Origin of the sequence: Polycyclovorans algicola TG408 (genome assembly GCF_000711245.1) — a bacterium.
GTDB lineage: Bacteria > Pseudomonadota > Gammaproteobacteria > Nevskiales > Nevskiaceae > Polycyclovorans > Polycyclovorans algicola.
This window is the reverse complement of record NZ_JOMH01000001.1, coordinates 1,580,535-1,599,592: the sequence shown is the minus strand read 5'-3', so window position 1 is coordinate 1,599,592 and position 19,058 is coordinate 1,580,535. Positions and strand designations below refer to the sequence as shown.

Below are 19,058 nucleotides of genomic sequence, written 5' to 3'. Positions count from 1 at the left end.
CATCAGTGATGTCCTCCATGGTCATGCGTTGCAGGGGCTGGGTCGTCAGGATGCAGCAGGTCGGCGGGGTCCAGGGTGGGCTCGGCGGCCTGCGCACTGCTGGGCAGGCGGCGACCCACGACGCGGGCCAGATCAGCACGCGCGGTCCAGTAGTCGCGCACCGCTTCGATGTACCCGGCGTAGGCGTCGTAGGTCTGCTGTTGGGCGAGGATCAGCTCAAAAATGCCGATCAACATGAAGTTCTGCTCTTTCTGTGCCTCGGCGACAATGACCTCGCGCTGCGGCACCAGCACGCTGCGGTACTGCTCGGCCCGCGCCTTGGCGGCAGCGACTTGGGCGGCCCCGAGGTGCACGGCGTTCGACACATCAAGCACCCGTGCGTCCAGCTCAGCCTCGGTCTCGTCCAGCGCCGCCTTGATGGCCGCGGTGCGACCGCCGCCCCAGTTGAACAACGGCAGCTCCAGCGCCAGCGTGGGCCCGGTATTGACGCTGCCATCGAACTCACGCTCGCGCTCGGCGCCCAGCTCAACGCCGCCGATCAGCCGCGTACGCCGAGCAACGCCGTAGCGGTCGGCGATGGCCCGGGCCCGGCTGCGCAGGCTGGCCAGGTCAAGACGGCTATCGAGGCTGAGGCGCTGCAAGGCGTCCGGCGAATCGTCATCGGCCAACGGCTCGGCCAGCCGGGCGTCCAGCGTCCAGCTGCTCTGCCCGGCGTCAAGGCCCATCAGCCGGTTCAGCGCCGAGCGCGTGGCCACCGCCTCGGCCCGCGCCGAAAGGGCATCCAACCGGGCTCGACTGGCCGCCGCCTGTTCCATCGCCTGCGCCCGGCGGGTGATGTTGCCCGCCTCGAAAAAGCGCTGCGACAGGTTGGCCGACGCCGCTTGCGCTTGGGCGGCGGCCTCGCGCATCTGCGCCAGTTGCTCGGCGCCTACGGCGGCGAACCATGCCGCCTCGACGCGGGCAGCCAGGTCCAGCGTTGCCGCCGCTACATCCTGTTTGGCCGCCTCAAACTGCGCCTCGGCAAAGCGCGTGTTGGCGGGCATCAAAAGCAGATTCACAAAGTTAACGGCAATGCCCAGATTGACCTGCGCGCCTCGCGTGGACGCGTCATCGGAAGTCAGCCGCGAGGCCGAGAACACCGGGTTGGCCAGTCGCCCAGCGTCGTAAACCTCGGCCGCTGCGAACCCGAGTCTCGCCGTTTCCAGCCGAACCGCCGGGTTGTTGAGCAGCGCAAGTTGAACGGCGGCCTCGGCTGTCAGGGGCGCTCGCAAGATGCGCTCGGTGAAAGCCTGCGCCTCGGCCGTCTTCGGCAATTCGCGGCCGCGCTCGGCGGTCATTTGCGCCACTTCGGCGCGGCCCCAGTCGCTGGGCATGCTGGCGCACGCCGAGAGGGAGAGCGACAGCAGCAAGGCCTGCCATCGCGGGCTCAGCAATATTTCGAAGTACACGGGAAGAACTCCTTCGCCTGGGCGTGGATTGGGGACGCGCGTCGGTCGTCGCAGACACCACCTGCATGCGTCAGCCGACCCGCAGGGCGCGTAAACGAGGGATGCACCGACTTGTTCACAAACCGATCCTGCGTCGCCGCATCAGCAGATACGCGGCCGGCAACACGACCATCGACAGCAGTGGCGCGGTGATCATGCCGCCGATCATGGGCGCGGCGATGCGCTGCATGACCTCGCTGCCGGCCCCGGTGCCGATGAACAGCGGCAGCAGCCCGGCAATGATCACCACCACGGTCATGGCCTTGGGCCGCACCCGCATCACGGCGCCTTCGATCAGCGCCGCGCGCAGGTCGGCTGCGGTGGTCAACTGGCCCCGCTGCTCGCGCTCGCGCAGCGCCTTGTCGAGGTAGATGAGCATGATCACGCCAAACTCGGCCGCCACGCCGGCCAGCGCAATGAAGCCGATGCCCGAGGCGACCGACAGGTTGTGGCCCAGCAGCGCAATCAACCAGAAGCCGCCCACCAGCGCGAACGGCAGGCTCGCCATGATCAGCAGCGCCGGGCCGACGCGGCCGAAGGTCAGGTACAGCAGCACGAAGATGATGGCCAAGGTGAACGGCACCACCACCTGCAAGCGCTGCGTGGCCCGCGCCAGGTACTCGAACTGCCCGGACCAGGCAATCGAATAACCCGGCGGCAGTTGCACCTGCTCGGCCACCGCGCGCTGCGCGTCAGCCACGTAGCCGCCCAGGTCGCGGCCGCGAATGTCCACGTAGATCCAGCCGTTGGGGCGGGCATTCTCGGACTTGATCATGGGCGGGCCGTCGCTGATCTCGATGCGGGCCAGACTGCCCAGCGTGAGGGTTTCTCCGCCCCGGGTGACGATGGGTAAGGCACGCAGGTCGGGCAGCGAATCGCGCAGTTCACGCGGGTAGCGCAAGTTGATGGGGAAGCGTTGCAGGCCCTCGACGGTCTCACCAATGTTTTGGCCGCCGATGGCCACCGCGACGATGCGCTGCACGTCGGCAATGCTCATGCCGTGGCGCGCAGCGGCAAGCCGGTCGGGGTTGATCTCGATGTAACGCCCGCCCGACACGCGCTCGGAAAATGCCGAGGCGGTGCCGGGTACCTGTTTGACCACCGATTCGACGGCGCTGCCGATCTGGTCGATGACCCCCAGGTCGGGCCCGGCAATCTTGATGCCCACCGGCGACTTGATGCCGGTGGCCAGCATGTCGATGCGGTTGCGGATGGGCTGCACCCAGACGTTGCCCATGCCGGGAATGCGCAGCGCCGCGTCCATCTCTTCAACCAGGCGCTCGGCGGTCATGCCCTCGCGCCACTGATCGCGCGGCTTGAGCATGATGGTGGTTTCAATCATCTCCAGCGGCGCGGGATCGGTGGCGGTGTCGGCGCGACCGATCTTGCCAAACACCCGCTCCACTTCGGGAAAGCGCTTGATGATGCGGTCGGTCTGCTGCAACACCTGCGCGCCCTTGCCCACCGCCAGCCCCGGCAGCGCGGTGGGCATGTACAGCAGGTCGCCCTCGTCCAGCGGCGGCATGAACTCGCTGCCCAGCCGGCTCAGCGGCCACAGTGTGGAGGCCAGCACCACGCCGGCCAGCAGCAGCGTGAGGCGCGGGTGGTCGAGCACGGCGTTGATGACCGGGCGGTACACGGCGACCAGCGCGCGGTTGAGCGGATTGGCATTTTCGCGGGCAATGCGACCGCGAATGAAGCTGACCATCAGTACCGGCACCAGGGTCACCGACAAGCCTGCGGCGGCGGCCATGGCATAGGTTTTGGTGAAGGCCAGCGGTGCAAACAACCGCCCTTCTTGCGCTTCGAGCAGAAACACCGGCACGAATGACACGGTGATGATCAGCAGCGAGAAAAACAGCGCTGGGCCGACTTCGGCGGCCGCGTCGGCAATCACCGTGACCCGTGACGGGCGCGGCGTCGGCGGCACCTCGTCAGGGTCGCGCGACGCCCACGCTTGCTCGGCCTCTTCCAGCCGCCGATGGGCGTTTTCGACCATCACCACCGCCGCATCGACCATGGCGCCAATGGCAATGGCGATGCCGCCCAGCGACATGATATTGGCGTTGATGCCCTGCGACTGCATCACCGCAAAGGCGGCGAGGATGCCCAACGGCAGGGTGACGATGGCCACCAATGCCGAGCGCAGGTGCCATAAAAACAGCAGACACACCAGCGCGACGATGGCGAACTCTTCCAGCAGCTTGACCGACAGGTTTTCGACCGCGCGCTCGATCAGCACCGAACGGTCATAGGTGGTGATGACCTCGACGCCCTCGGGCAGCCCCGCCTTGAGCGTGGCCAGCCTGGCCTTGACGGCCTTGATGGTGGCCTGCGCATTCTCGCCGCTGCGCATGATGACGATGCCGCCCACCACCTCGCCTTCACCGTCGAGTTCGGCAATGCCGCGGCGAATGTCGGGGCCAAGCTGCACGGTGGCCACGTCGCCCAGCAGCACCGGCGTGCCGCCCTCACCCGCGCCCACCGGAATGCTGCGAAAGTCGTCAAGGCTCTTCAGGTACCCGCGGCTGCGCACCATGTACTCGGCCTCGGCCAGTTCCAGCACCGAGCCACCGGCCTCGGCGTTGGCATCCTGCACGGCGTCCATGACCGCCTCCAGCGGCAGGCCATAGGCGCGCAGCCGCGCCGGGTCGAGCACGATCTGGTACTGGCGGTTGAAGCCGCCCAGGGTGGCCACCTCGGCCACGTTGTCGACCGACTTCAGCTCGAACCTGAGAAACCAGTCCTGCAGGGCGCGCAGCTCGGACAGGTCATGACGGCCGCTGCGGTCCACCAGCGCGTACTGGTAAATCCAGCCGACGCCGGTGGCATCTGGCCCCAGTTCGGCGCGGGCGCCTGCGGGCAACCGGCCCTGCACCTGCGACAGGTATTCCAGCACCCGCGAGCGCGCCCAGTACAGGTCCACGCCGTCTTCAAACAAGATGTACACAAAGCTTTCGCCAAACATCGAGTAGCCGCGCACCGTTCTGGCGTAGGGCACCGACAGCAGCGCGGTGGTGAGCGGATAGGTGACCTGGTCTTCCACCACCTGCGGTGCCTGGCCGTCAAAGGTGGTGCGGACGATGACCTGCGTGTCCGACAGATCGGGCAGCGCGTCCAGCGGCGTGGTCAGGGCGGCATAGATGCCCCAGGCGGCCAGCAACGCCGCGCCCAGCAGCACCAGAAAGCGGTTTTGGATCGACCAGCGAATCAGTGCGGCGATCATGGCTGGGCCTCGGCGCCGGGGGCCGACCCGTCGATACGGCGGTACGCGCCCAGCAGACTGGCCTCGGAGTCAATCAGAAACTGTCCCGACACCACCACCTCGTCGCCCGCCGCCAGACCATCGCGCACGATGATCTGGCCGTCACGTTCATCGCCCAGGGTCACCGCCACCGGGCGGTAACGACCCTCGGCTTCGGCGCGGATGACCACGCTGCGCGTGCCGGTGCGAATCACCGCTTCGCTGGGCACCAGGGTGACGTCGTCGCGCGGCCCACCGAACAGCGCCACCTCGGCATACAGGCCAGGCCTGAGGCGGCCGTCGGGGTTGTCGAACACCAACCGCGCCCGCAGGGTGCGGGTGGGCGTGTCGAGCTGCGGGTACAAAAACTCGACTTCGCCGGTCAGCACCTCGCCGGGCCGGCTTCTGAGCCGCGCCTCGGCCGGGGCGCCCACCGTGACCCAGTCCGCCTGCGCCTCGGGAATGTCCACCAGCACCCAGACGCGCGTCAGGTCAGCGAGGGTCATCAGCGCCATGCCGGGGGTCAGCTCGGCGCCCTCACGCACCATCAGCTCGGTGACCACCCCGGCCTGCGGCGCCACCACGGCAAACTGCCGCTGCGGCGTGGCGTCGGGCTGTACGTCCAGCAGCCGCAGGCGACTGCGGGCGGCGGCCATCAGCGCCGGGTCGTCAAGCTCGCGCGCCAGCGCCAACTCCTGCTGGGCGGCCAGCACCTCGGGGGCGTACACCTGGGCCAACACCTGCCCGGCGCGCACCGTCTCGCCCACCGCGCGCACCGCCAGTTGCTCGACCCAGCCGGTGGCGCGCGAGGTGACGGTGACCATGCGCCGCTCGTCCACCGCCACGCTGCCGGTGGCGTCTACCCGCTGCCAGAAGCGCCCGCGGGTCACCGGCGCAGTGCGCATGCCAAGGTTTTGCGCCATGCGCGGGTCAATCTCGACGACGGTCAGACCGCCATCTCGCGAACCGTCTCCGGCGGCGTACTTCGGTACCAGTTGCATGTCCATGAAAGGGGACTTGCCGGGCTGGTCGAAATGCTGATCGGGCCGCATGGGGTCGTACCAGTACAGCACCTGGCGCTCGGCACCCGCAGATGCTTCTTCGCGCTTGCTCAGCCTCATGCCGCAAATCGGGCAATTGCCCGGCGCGTCCTGGCGCACCTGCGGGTGCATGGCGCAGGTGTAATACACATTGCCTGCCGCGTCAGTCTGCGGTTCAAGCTGATGCTGATGCGCGGCTTCGGGCGCCAGGGCGTCGGCCAGCCACCAGCCCCCCGCAGCGGTGAGTACGACCAGGCCCACGATGACGACGGGGCGCTTATTCATGAGGGTGCTCCAGGGTGGCGGACGCTTCGTCCACGGCGAAATAGGCCAACTGGACCTGCCGCTGCGCGAGGGCGTGGCGCAGGTCAAGCTGGCTGAGTTGCAAGGTGAGTTCGTCGCGGCGCGCCTGAATCACGTCGCGCAGCAGACCGCGACCGTTGCGCCACGCAATCAGTGCCGCCTCGCGGCGCGCGGCGCTTTGCGGGATGAGCCCGGCGTCGTAGTCGGTAAGCCGCGCGTCGAGCCGCTGCGCATCCACATGCAGGCGCCGCAATTCGGCCTGCAACTGGCGCTGCACATCGTCTACGGCGGCATCGGCAACGTCCTGCTGGGCCAGCGCCGCAGCGAGTTTTCGGTCTTGGCGCTGGGCGGTGAACAGCGGCAGGTCCATGCCCACTTGCAGCATCACCATTTCCGAGAACGCGGGGCGGTGGCCGTAGCCCAACTCCAGCCACCAGTCGGCCTGGAACTCGGCGCGGGCCAGCGCCGTGCCGGTGTCGGCCACAGCGCGCTGCGCAAGCGCGGCGGCAAGCTCGGGGTGGCGCCGGGTCTGCGCCAGCAAGGTCGGCAACGGCTGGGGCGGGGCCAGCGCAAGGCGCCGTTCGACCGGGCGCCACGCCGCCTCGCCCACCCAGCGGCTGAGCGCACTGCGCGCCTGCTCGATCATCTGCGCGCTGGCGCTGACCTGATCGGCCAGGGTCAGTGCCTCGACCCGCGCGGCCAAAAACTCGGCCTGCGTGGCCGTGCCGGTTTTCAGTGCAATCTCGGCCAGCGCCACCTGCGTTTGCGCGTCTTCCTGCTGGGCCGCGACGAGGCGCTGCGCGGTGGTCTCGCGCCACAGCGTCAGCCACGCCAGCGCCACCTCGCGCCGCACTTGCCGACGGGTGCGCAACTGCTCGACATCAAGCCGCTGGGCGTCGCGCACCATCACCTCGCCGCGCAGTCGCCGCTTGTCAGCACGCGGAAAGGCCTGCTTGACGCCCACCACGATCTGCGTGTCGCTGTCATCGGTAAGCGAATAGGCCTCGTCGGTGTCCACCGGCAAATCCACCAGCCCAAGATTGAGTTCCGGATCGGGCAACTGGCGCGCGGCCACGGCCGACTCGCGCAGGGCGCGCGACTGGGCGGCAATGCCGCGCAGCAGCGGCTGCTCGGTCAGCGCCAGGGTGACGGCCTCATCAAGGCTCAGCGGCGTTTCGGCATCGGCCGATCGCGCCAACAGCGGCAACGCCAGCAGCAGCGCCAGCAGGCACCGCGCAGCGGCGCGGCAGGTCAGGACAGACATGGGAGTGACTCCACAAGCGGGCCGAGCAGCGCGGCCCCAAACGGCTCAGATCGAGCCGGGCGACGGAACTAACCGTGCAGGGGAATCGGTGGGCGTATCGGCAAACTGCGCCGTGCTGCGGGCAGGTTCAGCGCCAGCACCGGCGCACGCAGACTGGCGGCCTCGGGCAGCACCAGCAGCGGCAGCGTCGCCACCGAGGCGTGGCCCAGCGCGCATGCCGCCATGTGCGGGCAGCCCGCGTCACAGCACGAGGTGCGCTCATCCGAAGCCAGGGTCACCGGCATGTCGTGACAGGGCGGCACCGGTGCGGTCGTCACGCTGTCCGGCGGCGGGGTCATCGCCCCGGCTGGCCCAGCCGCCACCGCGTAGCCCTGCACCAGGAACACGAGTCCCAGCAGCAGATTCACAAGCGGGCGGTGGCGGTGACGGATCATGACCGCTCAGACTCTAAGCGCGGCACGCCAGTTCCGCAACAAGCCAGCGGCGTGCTCAGCGCTACGGCGGCGAATCCTCTTCCACCGGCCACAGCCGCCATGCCAGCGCGGTGCCGGTCAGGGCCAGCGCGGCCATGCCCCACAGGGCGGCGACGGTGCCCAGCGCACTGCCCAGCCACCCCACCAACGGATAGGCCAGCAGCCAGCACAGATGCGATAGCGAAAACTGTGCGGCAAACAGCGCGGGCAGTTGCTCGGCGCTGGCGGAACGTCGCAGCAGCCGCCCGCCGGGCGTGGCCAGGGCCGCGTAGGCCATGCCCAGCAGCGCCCAGCCGGTCAGCATGAGCCACCACTGCCCGGTTGGGGCCATCTGCGGCCATGCCATGGCCAGAACCGTGAGCAGCACGGTCATGACGGCGGCGGCGGCCAGCATCAACGCGCGGTCGCGGTAGCGCGCCAGCAGGCGCGGCAACAGTAGCGCCAGGGCCATGGAACCTGCGCCATAGGCCATCAGCGCCAGCGCCACCGCGCTCTCGGCACGGGCCAGCCCTTCGCGCACGATGACCACGGTGTTGACGATGACCAACGCGCTGCCCGCCGCCGCCGCCAAGGTCAGGGCCAGCAGGCCGCGCAGGCGCGGGGTGGCCAGATACAGCCGCAGCCCCTCGGTCAGCTTGCGGCCGATGCCACGGGGTTCGGTGACCCGACGTCGCGGCGGCAGCACCACCGACACCACCAGCAGGGCCGACCCCGCAAAGCCCAACGCGGTGCCCACGAACAGCCCGTGGTAGCTGAGCACCAGCAGCAGCATCGCCGCCAGCGCGGGGCTGAGCAGGCTTTCGAGGTCGTAGGCCAGCCGCGACAGCGTCAGCGCGCGGGTGTAGTCGGCCTCGTCGGGCAGCACCTCGGGGAGGGTGGCCTGGAACAAGGGAGTGAAGGCCGCCGAGCTGCTCTGCAACAAAAAAATCAGCATGTAGATTTGCCACACCTGGGTGACCCAGGGCAGCGCCAAGACCACCGCCAGCCGCGCGCCATCCAGCGCCACCAGCAGGGCGCGACGCGGCACACGGTTGGCGTAGGCGCCCGCGATGGGCGCGACCAGCACGTAGGCAATCATCTTGATCGCCAGCGCCGTGCCCAGCACCACCGCCGCGTCGGCACCGGCCAGGTCGTAGGCGAGCAGGCTCAGGCCCACCGTGGCCAGCCCGGCGCCCACCAGCGCCACCACCTGCGCGAAGAACAGGTTGCGGTAGGTACGGTGGCGCAAAACGTCAAACATGGTCTACCCGGCGTGGCAGGCGTTGAACGGGCTGAAGCCTGAAGTGCTCACGGGCCCCGCCGACAACCCGGCAGCGGTTGACTGAAAACCGGCGCGGTGCCTGCCACTGATCTGTGCGTGTTGGCGCTTGAAGGGTCGTGCCAGCTACTCGGGACGGTACAGCGCGCCGAAGTAGCCGCTCACGTTTACCGTCACCGTCACCGGCTCGCTGCCCTTGTTGACCCAGTACCAACCGTGGGTGCCGTCGAAGGGTGCGGTGAAGCTGCCGTTGCCGCCGGTCTGATCGCGGTCGCGCCAGTAGCTACTGAATTCTTCACCCGCATTCGGCCGTTCGCCGTGCATGTCAACGTGTACCGGGCCGCCGTCGGTTTGCCACGAGAACACCATCACCTGCCCGGCCTGCATCAGGCTCTTGATTTCGGCGCCTTCGTTGCTGCCCAGCGTCAGGCTCATCTCGCTGCTTTGATACGGAGCGTCGCTGCGCGTCACCGCCATTTCGGGCGTGGGGGCGGCGGCCGGGCCGGTGGTTTCGGCGCTGGCGCTGAGGGCGGTCAAGCCCAGCGCCTGGCCGATGCCGGTGGGGTCAACGCCGTACTCGGCGGGCAGGATGGTCGTCACCAGCACCACACCTGCCACCGCCAGCGCGACGGCGGTGGCCTTGAGTAGTTGCGGGGTGGTGGCGTTGACGGTGCTGGGGTTTGGGGTGGTCATATGCGTTCTCAGGAGAAGAAATAGCCCGCGAGCTGATAGCCCGTGAGCAGAAAACCGGCGCCCATCAACAGCGCGTTGGCGGTGAAGGCCTGGCGTGCAAACAGTGGCGAGCGCCGCCAGAAGCCCATGGCAATCAGAATGGCCCCCAGCGCCAACAACTGGCCGATCTCGACGCCCACATTGAAGGCCAGCATGTTGGCGACCAACCCGTCGGGCGACAACTGAAAATCCTGCAGCTTGGTGGCCAGCCCAAAGCCGTGGAAGAAGCCGAAAATCAGCACCGCCGCCTTGAGGTTGGGCTGTACGCCAAACCAGGTCCTGAAGGCACCGAGGTTGTCCAGCGCCTTGTAGACCACCGACAGCCCGATGATGGCGTCTACCAAAAACGGGTTGACGTGGGTGCCGCTAAGCACACCGTAAAGCAGGGTGCTGCTGTGCCCGATGGCAAACAGGGTCACGTACAGACCCACGTCGCGCATGCGGTACAAGAAAAAGATCACCCCAAACAGAAACAGCAGGTGGTCGTAGCCGGTCACCATGTGCTTGGCGCCCAGATACAAAAACGGCAGCAACTGCATACCCGCGCTGCCTTCCAGAAACAGCTTGTCGTCGTCCGCGACGCCATGGGCTGCGGCTGCACTGGCCAGCAGCAGGCCAGGCAGCAGCAGCGCGAGGCTGCGGATCAGTGCGCCGAGGCTCACGGCTGCTTCGGTTCGGACGCCGCGTCGGGCTGCGGCGTCGGTTCGGGTGTGGCGGTGGGCTCAGGCTCGTCAAAATCGTGGCCACCATGGGCGAACGTCGGTGCGGCCAGCACGCTGAGCAGCAAGATCGCAACGTATTTCAGATTCAGTTTCATCGACAACTCCTTGGTTTTTGGGTCGGTCAAGCGGGGTGAACCACATCAACAACGTTTGACTGCGTTTTGCGGGCGGCCATGCGGTACAGCCCCGGCAACACCAGCAAGGTCAAAAGCGTCGATGAAATGATTCCGCCGATCACCACCGTCGCCAGCGGACGCTGCACTTCCGAGCCGATGCCGGTGTTGAAGGCCATGGGCACAAAGCCCAGGCCGGCCACCAGCGCGGTCATCAACACCGGGCGCAGGCGGGTCAGCGCGCCTTCGATGATGGCGTCGTCCAGCAACCGGCCCTGTTCGCGCAGCGACTTGATGAAGCTCACCATCACCAGGCCGTTGAGCACGGCAACGCCAGACAGCGCAATGAAGCCGACGCCCGCCGAGATCGAAAACGGAATATCGCGCAGCACGAGCGCGAGCACGCCGCCGGTGAGCGCCAGCGGCACGCCGCTGAAAATCACCAGCGCTTCGCGCATCGACCCGAAGGCCAGAAACAGCAGGCCGAGAATCAGCGCCAAGGTCACCGGCACGACAATGGCCAGGCGCTTGGAGGCCGACTGCAACTGCTCGAAGGTACCGCCGTAGTCCAGCCAGTAGCCGGGCGGTACATCGACGTCGGTGCGCATCTTGGTCTGCACCTCATCGATGAACGAACCCAGATCGCGGCCGCGCACATTGGCGGTGACCACCACGCGACGCTTGCCCTGCTCGCGGTTGATGGCGTTCGGCCCCAGGCCCAGCTCAAGGCTGGCGACTTCCCCCAGCGGCACGTAGTCGCCGTTGGACAGCATGATCGGCAAGCGCAGCATGGCCTCGGTGTCGGTACGCAGCGCTTCCGGCAGGCGCACGACGATGTCGCTGCGGCGGTCGCCCTCGTACAACAGTCCCGCCGTTTCACCGCCGTAGGCCGTCGCCACCAGATTCTGCAAATCAGCCACATTGAGGCCGTATCGCGCCAGCACCTCGCGCTTGGGCGTGACGGTGAGTATGGGCAGCCCCGTGGTCTGCTCGGTCTTCACATCGGCCGCGCCAGCGATGCCGCCGATCACCTGCTCGATCTGCGCCGCAACCTCGTTGAGCATGTCCAGATCATCACCAAACACCTTCACCGCCACGTCGGCACGCACGCCAGAAATCAGCTCGTTGAAGCGCATCTGAATCGGCTGGGTGAACTCGTAGTTGTTGCCCGGCACCGCCATCGCCAGCGCTTCCAGTTCTTTCACCACCTCGGCCTTGGGCTTGCCGGGATCGGGCCAGTCCTTGCGATCCTTGAGCATGACGAAAGTGTCGGCGACGCTGGGCGGCATGGCGTCGTTGGCAATTTCGGCGGTGCCCAGCTTGCCGAAGACGCGCGCCACCTCCGGCAACTGTGTCAGGGTGGATTCCAGTTGGCTCTGCATCTGCACGGCCTGGGTCAGGCTGGTGCCGGGAATGCGCAGCGCGTGCAGCGCGACGTCGCCTTCATCGAGGCTGGGAATGAACTCCGAACCCAGCCGTGTGGCCAGCGCGCCGCAGACGACGACGAAGGCCAGCGCCGCAATCACCACCGGCACGCGCCAGCGCAGCGCCCAGTCGAGCAGCGGCGCATAGCCGCGCCGCGCGAGGCGCATCAGGGCGTTGTCGTGCTCGGCGACCGGGCCCTTGAACAGCAGCGCCACCGACGCGGGCACAAAGGTCAAGGCCAGCAGCAGGGCGCTGGTCAGCGCCATCACCACGGTGATCGCCATGGGATGAAACATTTTTCCTTCCACGCCGGTCAGCGCGAAAATCGGGATGTACACCGCCGTGATGATGCCCACGCCGAACAGCGCGGGGCGAATGACCTCGTTGGTGGCCTGAAAGACCACTTCCAGCCGCTCGCTTTGACTGAGCGTGCGGGTGCCCCCGGTGGCCAGCCCCAGCCGGCGCAGGCAGTTCTCGACGATGATCACCGCGCCGTCCACGATCAGACCGAAATCCAGCGCGCCCAGGCTCATCAGGTTGGCGGAGGTTTTCGACTGCACCATGCCGGTGAAGGTCATCAGCATCGCCAACGGAATGACGGCGGCGGTCAACAGCGCGGCGCGGATATTGCCGAGCAGCAGAAACAGCACGACGATCACCAGAATCGCGCCCTCAAGCAGATTCTTTTCCACCGTCGCCAGGGTCTTGTCCACCAGCGTGGTGCGGTCGTAGACCACATTCGCGACGATGCCCGGCGGGAGGCTGCGCTGCGCTTCCGCCAGCTTTTCGGCGACCGCGCGGGACACTTCCCGGCTGTTCTCGCCCACCAGCATGAACACCGTGCCCAGCACCACTTCGCGACCGTTCTGCGTGGCCGCGCCGGAGCGCAGTTCCGGGCCGATCATGAGCTGCGCTACATCGCTGACCCGCACCGGCGCGCCGTCGCGCTCGGCGATGACGATGCGCCCCAGATCGTCCAGCCCGGCGGCCTGACCGGGTACACGGATCAGTTGTTGCTGGCCGCGCTTCTCGATGAAGCCGGCGCCCTGGTTGGCGTTGTTTGCGGTCACCGCTTTAACCAACTCGTCGAAGCTCACGCCGTAGGCCAGCAGGCGTCCCGGATCGGGACGAATCTGAAATTGCTTGTCGTAGCCGCCGATGCTGTTGACCTCGATCACACCCGGCACCTGCAACAGAATCGGCCGCAGGATCCAGTCCTGCGCCTGGCGCAGATCGGTGGGCGTGATGGGCGAGCCATCCTGGTTGCGCGCACCCGGCTCTGCATCCACCGTCCACATGAAGATCTCGCCCAGGCCGGTCGCGATGGGTCCCATCTGCGGCTCCAGCCCGGCGGGCAGTTGCGCTTTCAGCGATTGCAGGCGTTCGGAAATCAGTTGCCGCGCAAAGTAGATATCGGTGCCTTCCTTGAACACCACCGTCACCTGCGACAAACCGTAGCGCGACAGCGAGCGCGTGTAGTCGAGCATCGGCAATCCGGCCATCGCGGTTTCAACCGGATAAGTCACGCGCTGCTCGGTTTCCAGCGGCGTGTAGCCCGAGGCCTCGGTGTTGATTTGCACCTGCACGTTGGTGATGTCGGGCACCGCGTCAATCGGCAGATGCTGAAAGCTCCACACGCCCAGACCGGCCAGCGCAAACACCAGCACCAGCATCAGGCCACGACGATGAATCGCAAATCGCAACAGGGCTTCAATGATCATGGCTGGCCCCGGACTTTTCGATGTCGGCCTTGATCAGGTAACTGTTTTCACTCACGTAGGGCGCGCCGGGCTTGAGGCCGCCCAGCACCTCCACGTACTCGCCGTCGCTGCGCCCGAGTTCGAGCATGCGTACCTCGTAGGTCTCGTCCACGCGCGTGAAAACCACGGTGAAATCGCGGAAGGCCTGCAGGCCCGAGGTCTTGACGGCCAGCGGCACTTCGGCGCCGCCGGTCAGCACCTCGGCGTTGACGTACAGGCCGGGCGTCCAGCCGCCAGCGTCGCCGTCAAAACGTGCCCACACCTTCAGCGCGCCGCCGCTGTCAGCGTTGGGCGAGATGCGCGCCACCGTGCCGCGGGTGCTCTGCTCGCCGTCCATCGCGCTGAGGCGCACGGCTTGCCCAAGCCGGATGCGCGCCAGGTCACGCGGAAACACCCGCAGCTCGGCCCACACCTGGGTCAGGTCACTGACCGTGAACAGCGCCGCTGCCCCGGCCTGCTCGCCAGGATTGGCCCTGCGCGCGGTCACGGTGCCGCTGATCGGCGAGGTGACCGCATAAACCTGTAAAGACTCGTTGGACTCGACGCGCGCCAGCACCTCGCCCGCCTGTACCGCATCGCCCACCGACTTGGTGACGCTGACAACGGCACCGGGAAAGCGCGCCCCTACCTCGCGCACCGCTTCAGGGTTGACGACGATCTGCCCATACAGCGGCAGCACCTCACGAATCATCCGCGGACCAGCCTCGGCAAGCTCGATGCCGGCCGCCTGCGCACTGGCGTCCGAGATCTTCACCCGGCCTTCGTGGCTCTCATAGGTCCATTCATACGCCTGGTCGGCGTACTCGGCACGCACTACAACGTCGAAGGAGTGCGGCTCGGTGACCACGCCGTCGCCATGCAGCGCACCCTCTTGCGGGACGAAGCGGAACAGGTTGGTCTCGCCGTCGAGCCGACTCAGTTCCACTGTGAGCGTCACGTCCTCGGGCGCCAGGGTCTCGCCGTCGAAGGTGGCCCAGGCGCGGTACTCGGGCGGCACGCCGTCTTCGACAATGGCCAACTCCAGCGCGAAATCGCCGTCTTCCAGCAACCGTCCGCCGTTGGGGCCCTTGACCATTTCGTCGTCGTGCGCCGTTTCGCCGTGGCCGTGGCCATCGTCTTCAGCGTGATGGTCGCCGGGCTGGCAGGCCGATAAGGTCAGCGCAAGCATCAGCCACGGTGCCAGGAAAAGGGTGCGGTTCATGGGGCGACTCCTGCGGTGGTTGCGGCATTGGGGTCGGTCAGCGCGGCGCCGGTGAGGCGCTCGATCTCGACCCGATAGAGATGGGCGTCGGCAGCTGCGACGATCAGCGCGCGTTCGATCTCGATACGTTCGCGCTGCGCTTCGGTCCATTCCAGATAGCTGTAACGGCCGCGCTGCCACGCCGTGCGGGTGTCGGTGAGGGCCGCTTCCATCTGCGGCAATACCTCGTCGCGCAGCACCGTGGCCTCGGTGATGGCGTGGCGCAGTTCCTGTACCCATGCAAACAGGCTGGCCTCGGCGCGGATCCGCTGCGCGGCGGCCTTGCTGTCGATGCCCGCGCGCAGCGCCTCGGCTTCAGCGATGGCCGGCTGCGCGCGGCGCGCGCTGAACAGCGGCATCGAAACCCCCGCCACCAGGGCAGTGTCCTGAGTTTGTTGCAGGCGCCGCAGACCGCCGCTGACGGTGATGGCGCCGCGTGCCTGCGACAACGCGACGGCGATCTCGGCATCGCGCTGGCGGGCTTCGGTAGCGAACTGCATGAAGTCAGGGCTGCGGCTGAGACGCTGTGCCAAGGCCTCGAAGTTCTTGATCCGGGGCAGTTCAAACAGGGCCGCATCCACCGGGCCGAAGTCGGGCTCGCGCTGGCCCCACATGGCGGCCAGCTTACGGCGCGAGGTCAGCAGTTCGTGCTCGGCGTGTTCTTGAAGCACCTTGGCGCGTGCCAGGGCGATGCGGGCACGGTTGAGCTCCACCCGCGGCGAGCGTGCGTCATTCACGCGGCGCTCAATCTCGGCAACGGTCTGCTCGGCCAGCCGCGTCGCGAGGCCGGTCAGTTGCAACTGCTTCTGGTCCGATGCCGCATGAACGAAGCGCCGACCCAGTTCGGCCAGCACGTCAAGCTGGGCAATCTCGCGGGCCACTTCGATCTGGTCGCGCCCGCCCTGCGCGGCTTCGATACGCCGCGAACGCTGACCGCCCAGCTCGATGACCTGCGACAACGCCAGGGTCGCCTCGGCGTCGTCGAGTCCGCGCGTGCGGCCGGTGCCCAGCACGTTGTCAAACTGCAGGCTGACCTCGGGTGCGGGCCGCAGCCCGGCACCGTCGGCGCGCGCGTCCTGCGCCTGTAACTGAAAGGCGAACTGCGCCAGCTCGGGGTTGTGGTCGAGGGTGTTGCGGACCGCCTCGCGCAGGCTCAGCGGTGGGCCGTCGGGGAGGGTCGGATCGGTTTCGGCGAAGGTCGCGGAGGCCGCGACTAGGCTCAGCAGCCCGCAGGCCGCGGCAAGCCGGAATTGAAAGGTGAACACGTGGGTTTCTCGTCACAAGCCCGGATGACTCCGGGCGGCCGCCGTGGCGGCAAACCGCATCCCGACAACGGGACGGGCGCTAAAGGCTGTGAGAGAAAGCGACCGGCGGCGCCTGCGACGGCGGTCGCAGGGCAAAGCGTGGCGGGGCCCGCCAAGGCGGGTTGATCACCGACCGCAGCAGCGGTGCAGGTGGCGCGGTCAGCCGCAGCATGAAGGCCAAAACGAACACCAGCCCCAGCGGCAGGCTGTCGGCAAAGGCCTTGATCAGGCCGTCTGCCACGACCTTGGTTTCAACATCGACGTGAGGGTGTGCCGCTTCGGCGTGCGAGTCGTGTGCTTGGCCGTCGTCTGCCGCCTTCCAGTGGTGTCCGGCATCGGCAAAGTGCAGTGCACTGCCGTGACCTTGTGGGCCGTGACCCACCTCCAAGTGCCGATGGTGATGCACTCCGCCGAGCTGCAACAGAAACAGGGCCAGTGCTATGAGCACGGCCATGGATCGTTGGGCGTTCGACGAGATTTTCACCGCCGCAGGTTAGCAGAACACCTGCGAGGCCCGTCGGCGCAAGGCGTGAAGCCCAGAACGGGCCGCAAGGGCCGCGCTTGGTGCAGATCAATTGGGAGAAGAATGTGAATGGTGCGCTCGGAGAGATTAGACAAATCCGCAGGAGCGGATTTGCGCGTCGCGCACAGCGCGAAGCCCGGAGCGAAGCGAAGGGTGAGGCCCATGGATGGGCCGAACTTCTCCCGACCCCAGCGGGCCGCAAGGGCCGCGCTTGGTGCCAATAAATTGAGAGAAGAAGGTGAATGGTGCGCTCGGAGAGATTCGAACTCCCGACCCCTTAGTTCGTAGCCAAGTGCTCTATCCAGCTGAGCTACGAGCGCACAAAACAGCCTTTGAAACCTTGCCAATCCGTCATGGCGGAGAGAGAGGGATTCGAACCCTCGATAGGGGATAAACCCTATACTCCCTTAGCAGGGGAGCGCCTTCGTCCACTCGGCCATCTCTCCGGCGTAACGGTCTTGCCTTCGGGGTGATATGACATGGTGCGCTCGGAGAGATTCGAACTCCCGACCCCTTAGTTCGTAGCCAAGTGCTCTATCCAGCTGAGCTACGAGCGCGTGTCATCGGCACCTGCCGAAGGGGCGCGATTGTAGCCGCGTGTCGGTCGGGGGTCAAAGCAATTCGACGGGTTCATTCGACCAGGTCGTCGGTCTCCTGATCGATACGATCCCGAACCTCGCCGCGATGCACGGCCACATCGCGCGGGGCGTCGATGCCGAGACGCACCTGCCCCCCCTTGACTGCGAGAACCGTCACCAAAACACCCTCACCTATGGTGATGGTTTCACCCACCTTGCGGGTCAGAATCAGCATTCAGCGATCTCCGAAATTTAGGAGCTGAGCCTGACGTCCTTATCCGGCAATGAATATCGTTAGGGTCACCCACGATCTGTGGGTAATCGGGGTCAGACGGTTGCAATGTCCAGACCAAAGGCCTTGTGCAGCGTACGCACCGCAAGCTCGAGATACATCTCTTCGATGACCACCGAGATCTTGATCTCAGAGGTCGAGATCATGCGGATGTTGATGCCCGCCGCCGCCAGCGCCTTGAACATTTGGCTGGCAATGCCGGCATGGCTGCGCATGCCGACGCCAACCACTGAAACCTTGGCGATGTCGGTGGCGCCCCTGACGCCCTTGGCACCCAGTTCGGCGGCGATGCCCTGCATCAGTTCCAAGCCACGATCATAGTCGTTCTTGTGCACGGTGAAGGTGAAATCGGTGGTGCCGTCCGCGGCGACGTTCTGCACGATCATGTCGACTTCGACATTGGCCTCGCCCACGGGCCCCAGAATAGCCGCCGCAATTCCGGGACGATCGGGCACACCGGTCACGGTCAGTTGGGCTTCGTCGCGATTGAAGGCAATGCCGGAGATCAGGGGGTCTTCCACGTGGTGTTCCTCTAGCGTAATCAGCGTGCCCGGCCCGTCCTTGAATGTGGACAGCACCCGCAGCGGGACTTTGTACTTGCCGGCAAATTCCACCGAGCGAATCTGCAGCACTTTGGAGCCCAGACTGGCCAGCTCCAGCATTTCTTCGAAGGTGATCCTGTCGAGCCGCCGTGCCTTGGGCTCAACACGCGGGTCGGTGGTGTAGACGCCGTCGACGTCGGTGTAGATCTGGCATTCGTCGGCTTTCAGCGCGGCGGCCAGTGCGACGCCGGTGGTGTCGGAGCCGCCCCGCCCCAACGTGGTCACCGAGCCTTCGCCCGTGAGGCCCTGAAACCCCGCCACGACCGGCACGATGCCCAGCCGGCAGTCGGCCATCAGACGCTCGGGATCGATCTTCTGGATACGCGCTTTCTGATGCGCGGCATCGGTGTGGATCGGCACCTGCCAACCGGTATACGAGCGCGCCTTGACGCCCTGTGTTTCCAGCGCCAGCGCCAGCAGACTGATGGTGACCTGCTCACCGGTGGCCAGAATCTGGTCGTACTCGCGCTTGCTGCCGCGCGGGTTGATCTCCCTCGCCATCTTGGTCAGCCGGTCGGTCTCACCGCTCATGGCCGAGACCACCACCACCACCTGGTCGCCGCGCGCGATGAAGCCCGCCACCTTGGCGGCCACATGCTGGATGCGCTCCACCGAGCCCATCGAGGTGCCGCCATACTTCTGAACAATCAATGCCATGAACGTGATTCTCGCTCAGCGAGTCATTAACCCCTCGCCCG

The 19,058-nt window shown here is 66.8% G+C and carries 15 protein-coding genes and 3 tRNA genes; all 18 read right to left on the bottom strand.

Annotation, left to right across the window (positions count from 1 at the left end):
- Positions 1-2: 2 nt before the first annotated feature.
- The 18 genes from U741_RS0107725 to U741_RS0107635 all read right to left on the bottom strand — a co-directional run bounded on the left by U741_RS0107725 (position 3) and on the right by U741_RS0107635 (position 19,017).
- A complete protein-coding gene (locus U741_RS0107725) occupies positions 3-1,448 on the bottom strand; it encodes a TolC family protein (protein ID WP_029889901.1) in 1,446 nt (481 codons plus the stop codon).
- Between the two features lie 115 nt (positions 1,449-1,563).
- Positions 1,564-4,713, bottom strand: a complete 3,150-nt coding sequence (locus U741_RS0107720; RefSeq protein WP_029889900.1) for an efflux RND transporter permease subunit — start codon at positions 4,711-4,713, stop codon at positions 1,564-1,566.
- On the bottom strand, positions 4,710-6,056 hold the full coding sequence (locus tag U741_RS0107715; RefSeq protein ID WP_052378605.1) for an efflux RND transporter periplasmic adaptor subunit: 1,347 nt from the start codon (positions 6,054-6,056) through the stop codon (positions 4,710-4,712). Before U741_RS0107715 ends, U741_RS0107720 begins: the two co-directional genes overlap by 4 nt.
- Positions 6,049-7,338 carry a TolC family protein gene (locus U741_RS0107710; protein ID WP_052378604.1) on the bottom strand — a complete coding sequence of 430 codons (1,290 nt, stop codon included), beginning with the start codon at positions 7,336-7,338 and terminating at the stop codon, positions 6,049-6,051. Before U741_RS0107710 ends, U741_RS0107715 begins: the two co-directional genes overlap by 8 nt.
- 68 nt (positions 7,339-7,406) lie before the next feature.
- Complete coding sequence (locus tag U741_RS0107705; protein WP_152551536.1) at positions 7,407-7,772, bottom strand: hypothetical protein; 366 nt, start codon at positions 7,770-7,772, stop codon at positions 7,407-7,409.
- Between the two features lie 61 nt (positions 7,773-7,833).
- A complete protein-coding gene (locus tag U741_RS0107700; protein WP_052378603.1) occupies positions 7,834-9,051 on the bottom strand; it encodes an MFS transporter in 1,218 nt (405 codons plus the stop codon).
- Positions 9,052-9,195: 144 nt separating this feature from the next.
- A complete protein-coding gene (locus U741_RS0107690; protein ID WP_029889895.1) occupies positions 9,196-9,762 on the bottom strand; it encodes a hypothetical protein in 567 nt (188 codons plus the stop codon).
- 8 nt (positions 9,763-9,770) lie between these two features.
- Complete coding sequence (locus U741_RS0107685; protein ID WP_084154734.1) at positions 9,771-10,463, bottom strand: HupE/UreJ family protein; 693 nt, start codon at positions 10,461-10,463, stop codon at positions 9,771-9,773.
- On the bottom strand, positions 10,460-10,618 hold the full coding sequence (locus tag U741_RS19420) for a hypothetical protein (RefSeq protein WP_161776152.1): 159 nt from the start codon (positions 10,616-10,618) through the stop codon (positions 10,460-10,462). The genes U741_RS0107685 and U741_RS19420 overlap by 4 nt, the downstream gene beginning before the upstream one ends.
- Positions 10,619-10,644: 26 nt before the next feature.
- Entirely contained in the window at positions 10,645-13,779 is a 3,135-nt protein-coding gene (locus U741_RS0107675) for an efflux RND transporter permease subunit (RefSeq protein ID WP_043110486.1), read from the bottom strand.
- Positions 13,772-15,022, bottom strand: coding sequence for an efflux RND transporter periplasmic adaptor subunit (locus U741_RS0107670; protein WP_029889891.1), 1,251 nt, complete (start codon positions 15,020-15,022; stop codon positions 13,772-13,774). Before U741_RS0107670 ends, U741_RS0107675 begins: the two co-directional genes overlap by 8 nt.
- Positions 15,019-16,326 (bottom strand): TolC family protein, encoded by a 1,308-nt coding sequence (locus U741_RS0107665; RefSeq protein ID WP_052378601.1) that lies wholly within the window; start codon positions 16,324-16,326, stop codon positions 15,019-15,021. Before U741_RS0107665 ends, U741_RS0107670 begins: the two co-directional genes overlap by 4 nt.
- Before the next feature lie 79 nt (positions 16,327-16,405).
- On the bottom strand, positions 16,406-16,819 hold the full coding sequence (locus U741_RS0107660) for a hypothetical protein (protein WP_029889889.1): 414 nt from the start codon (positions 16,817-16,819) through the stop codon (positions 16,406-16,408).
- A gap of 312 nt (positions 16,820-17,131) precedes the next feature.
- Positions 17,132-17,208 (bottom strand) — tRNA-Arg (locus U741_RS0107655).
- A gap of 34 nt (positions 17,209-17,242) precedes the next feature.
- Positions 17,243-17,334 (bottom strand) — tRNA-Ser (locus tag U741_RS0107650).
- Between the two features lie 34 nt (positions 17,335-17,368).
- A tRNA-Arg gene (locus U741_RS0107645) sits at positions 17,369-17,445 on the bottom strand.
- Positions 17,446-17,518: 73 nt separating this feature from the next.
- Positions 17,519-17,701 (bottom strand): carbon storage regulator CsrA, encoded by a 183-nt coding sequence (gene csrA / locus U741_RS0107640; RefSeq protein ID WP_029889888.1) that lies wholly within the window; start codon positions 17,699-17,701, stop codon positions 17,519-17,521.
- Positions 17,702-17,793: 92 nt separating this feature from the next.
- Positions 17,794-19,017, bottom strand: coding sequence for an aspartate kinase (locus U741_RS0107635; RefSeq protein ID WP_029889887.1), 1,224 nt, complete (start codon positions 19,015-19,017; stop codon positions 17,794-17,796).
- Positions 19,018-19,058 lie beyond the last annotated feature (41 nt).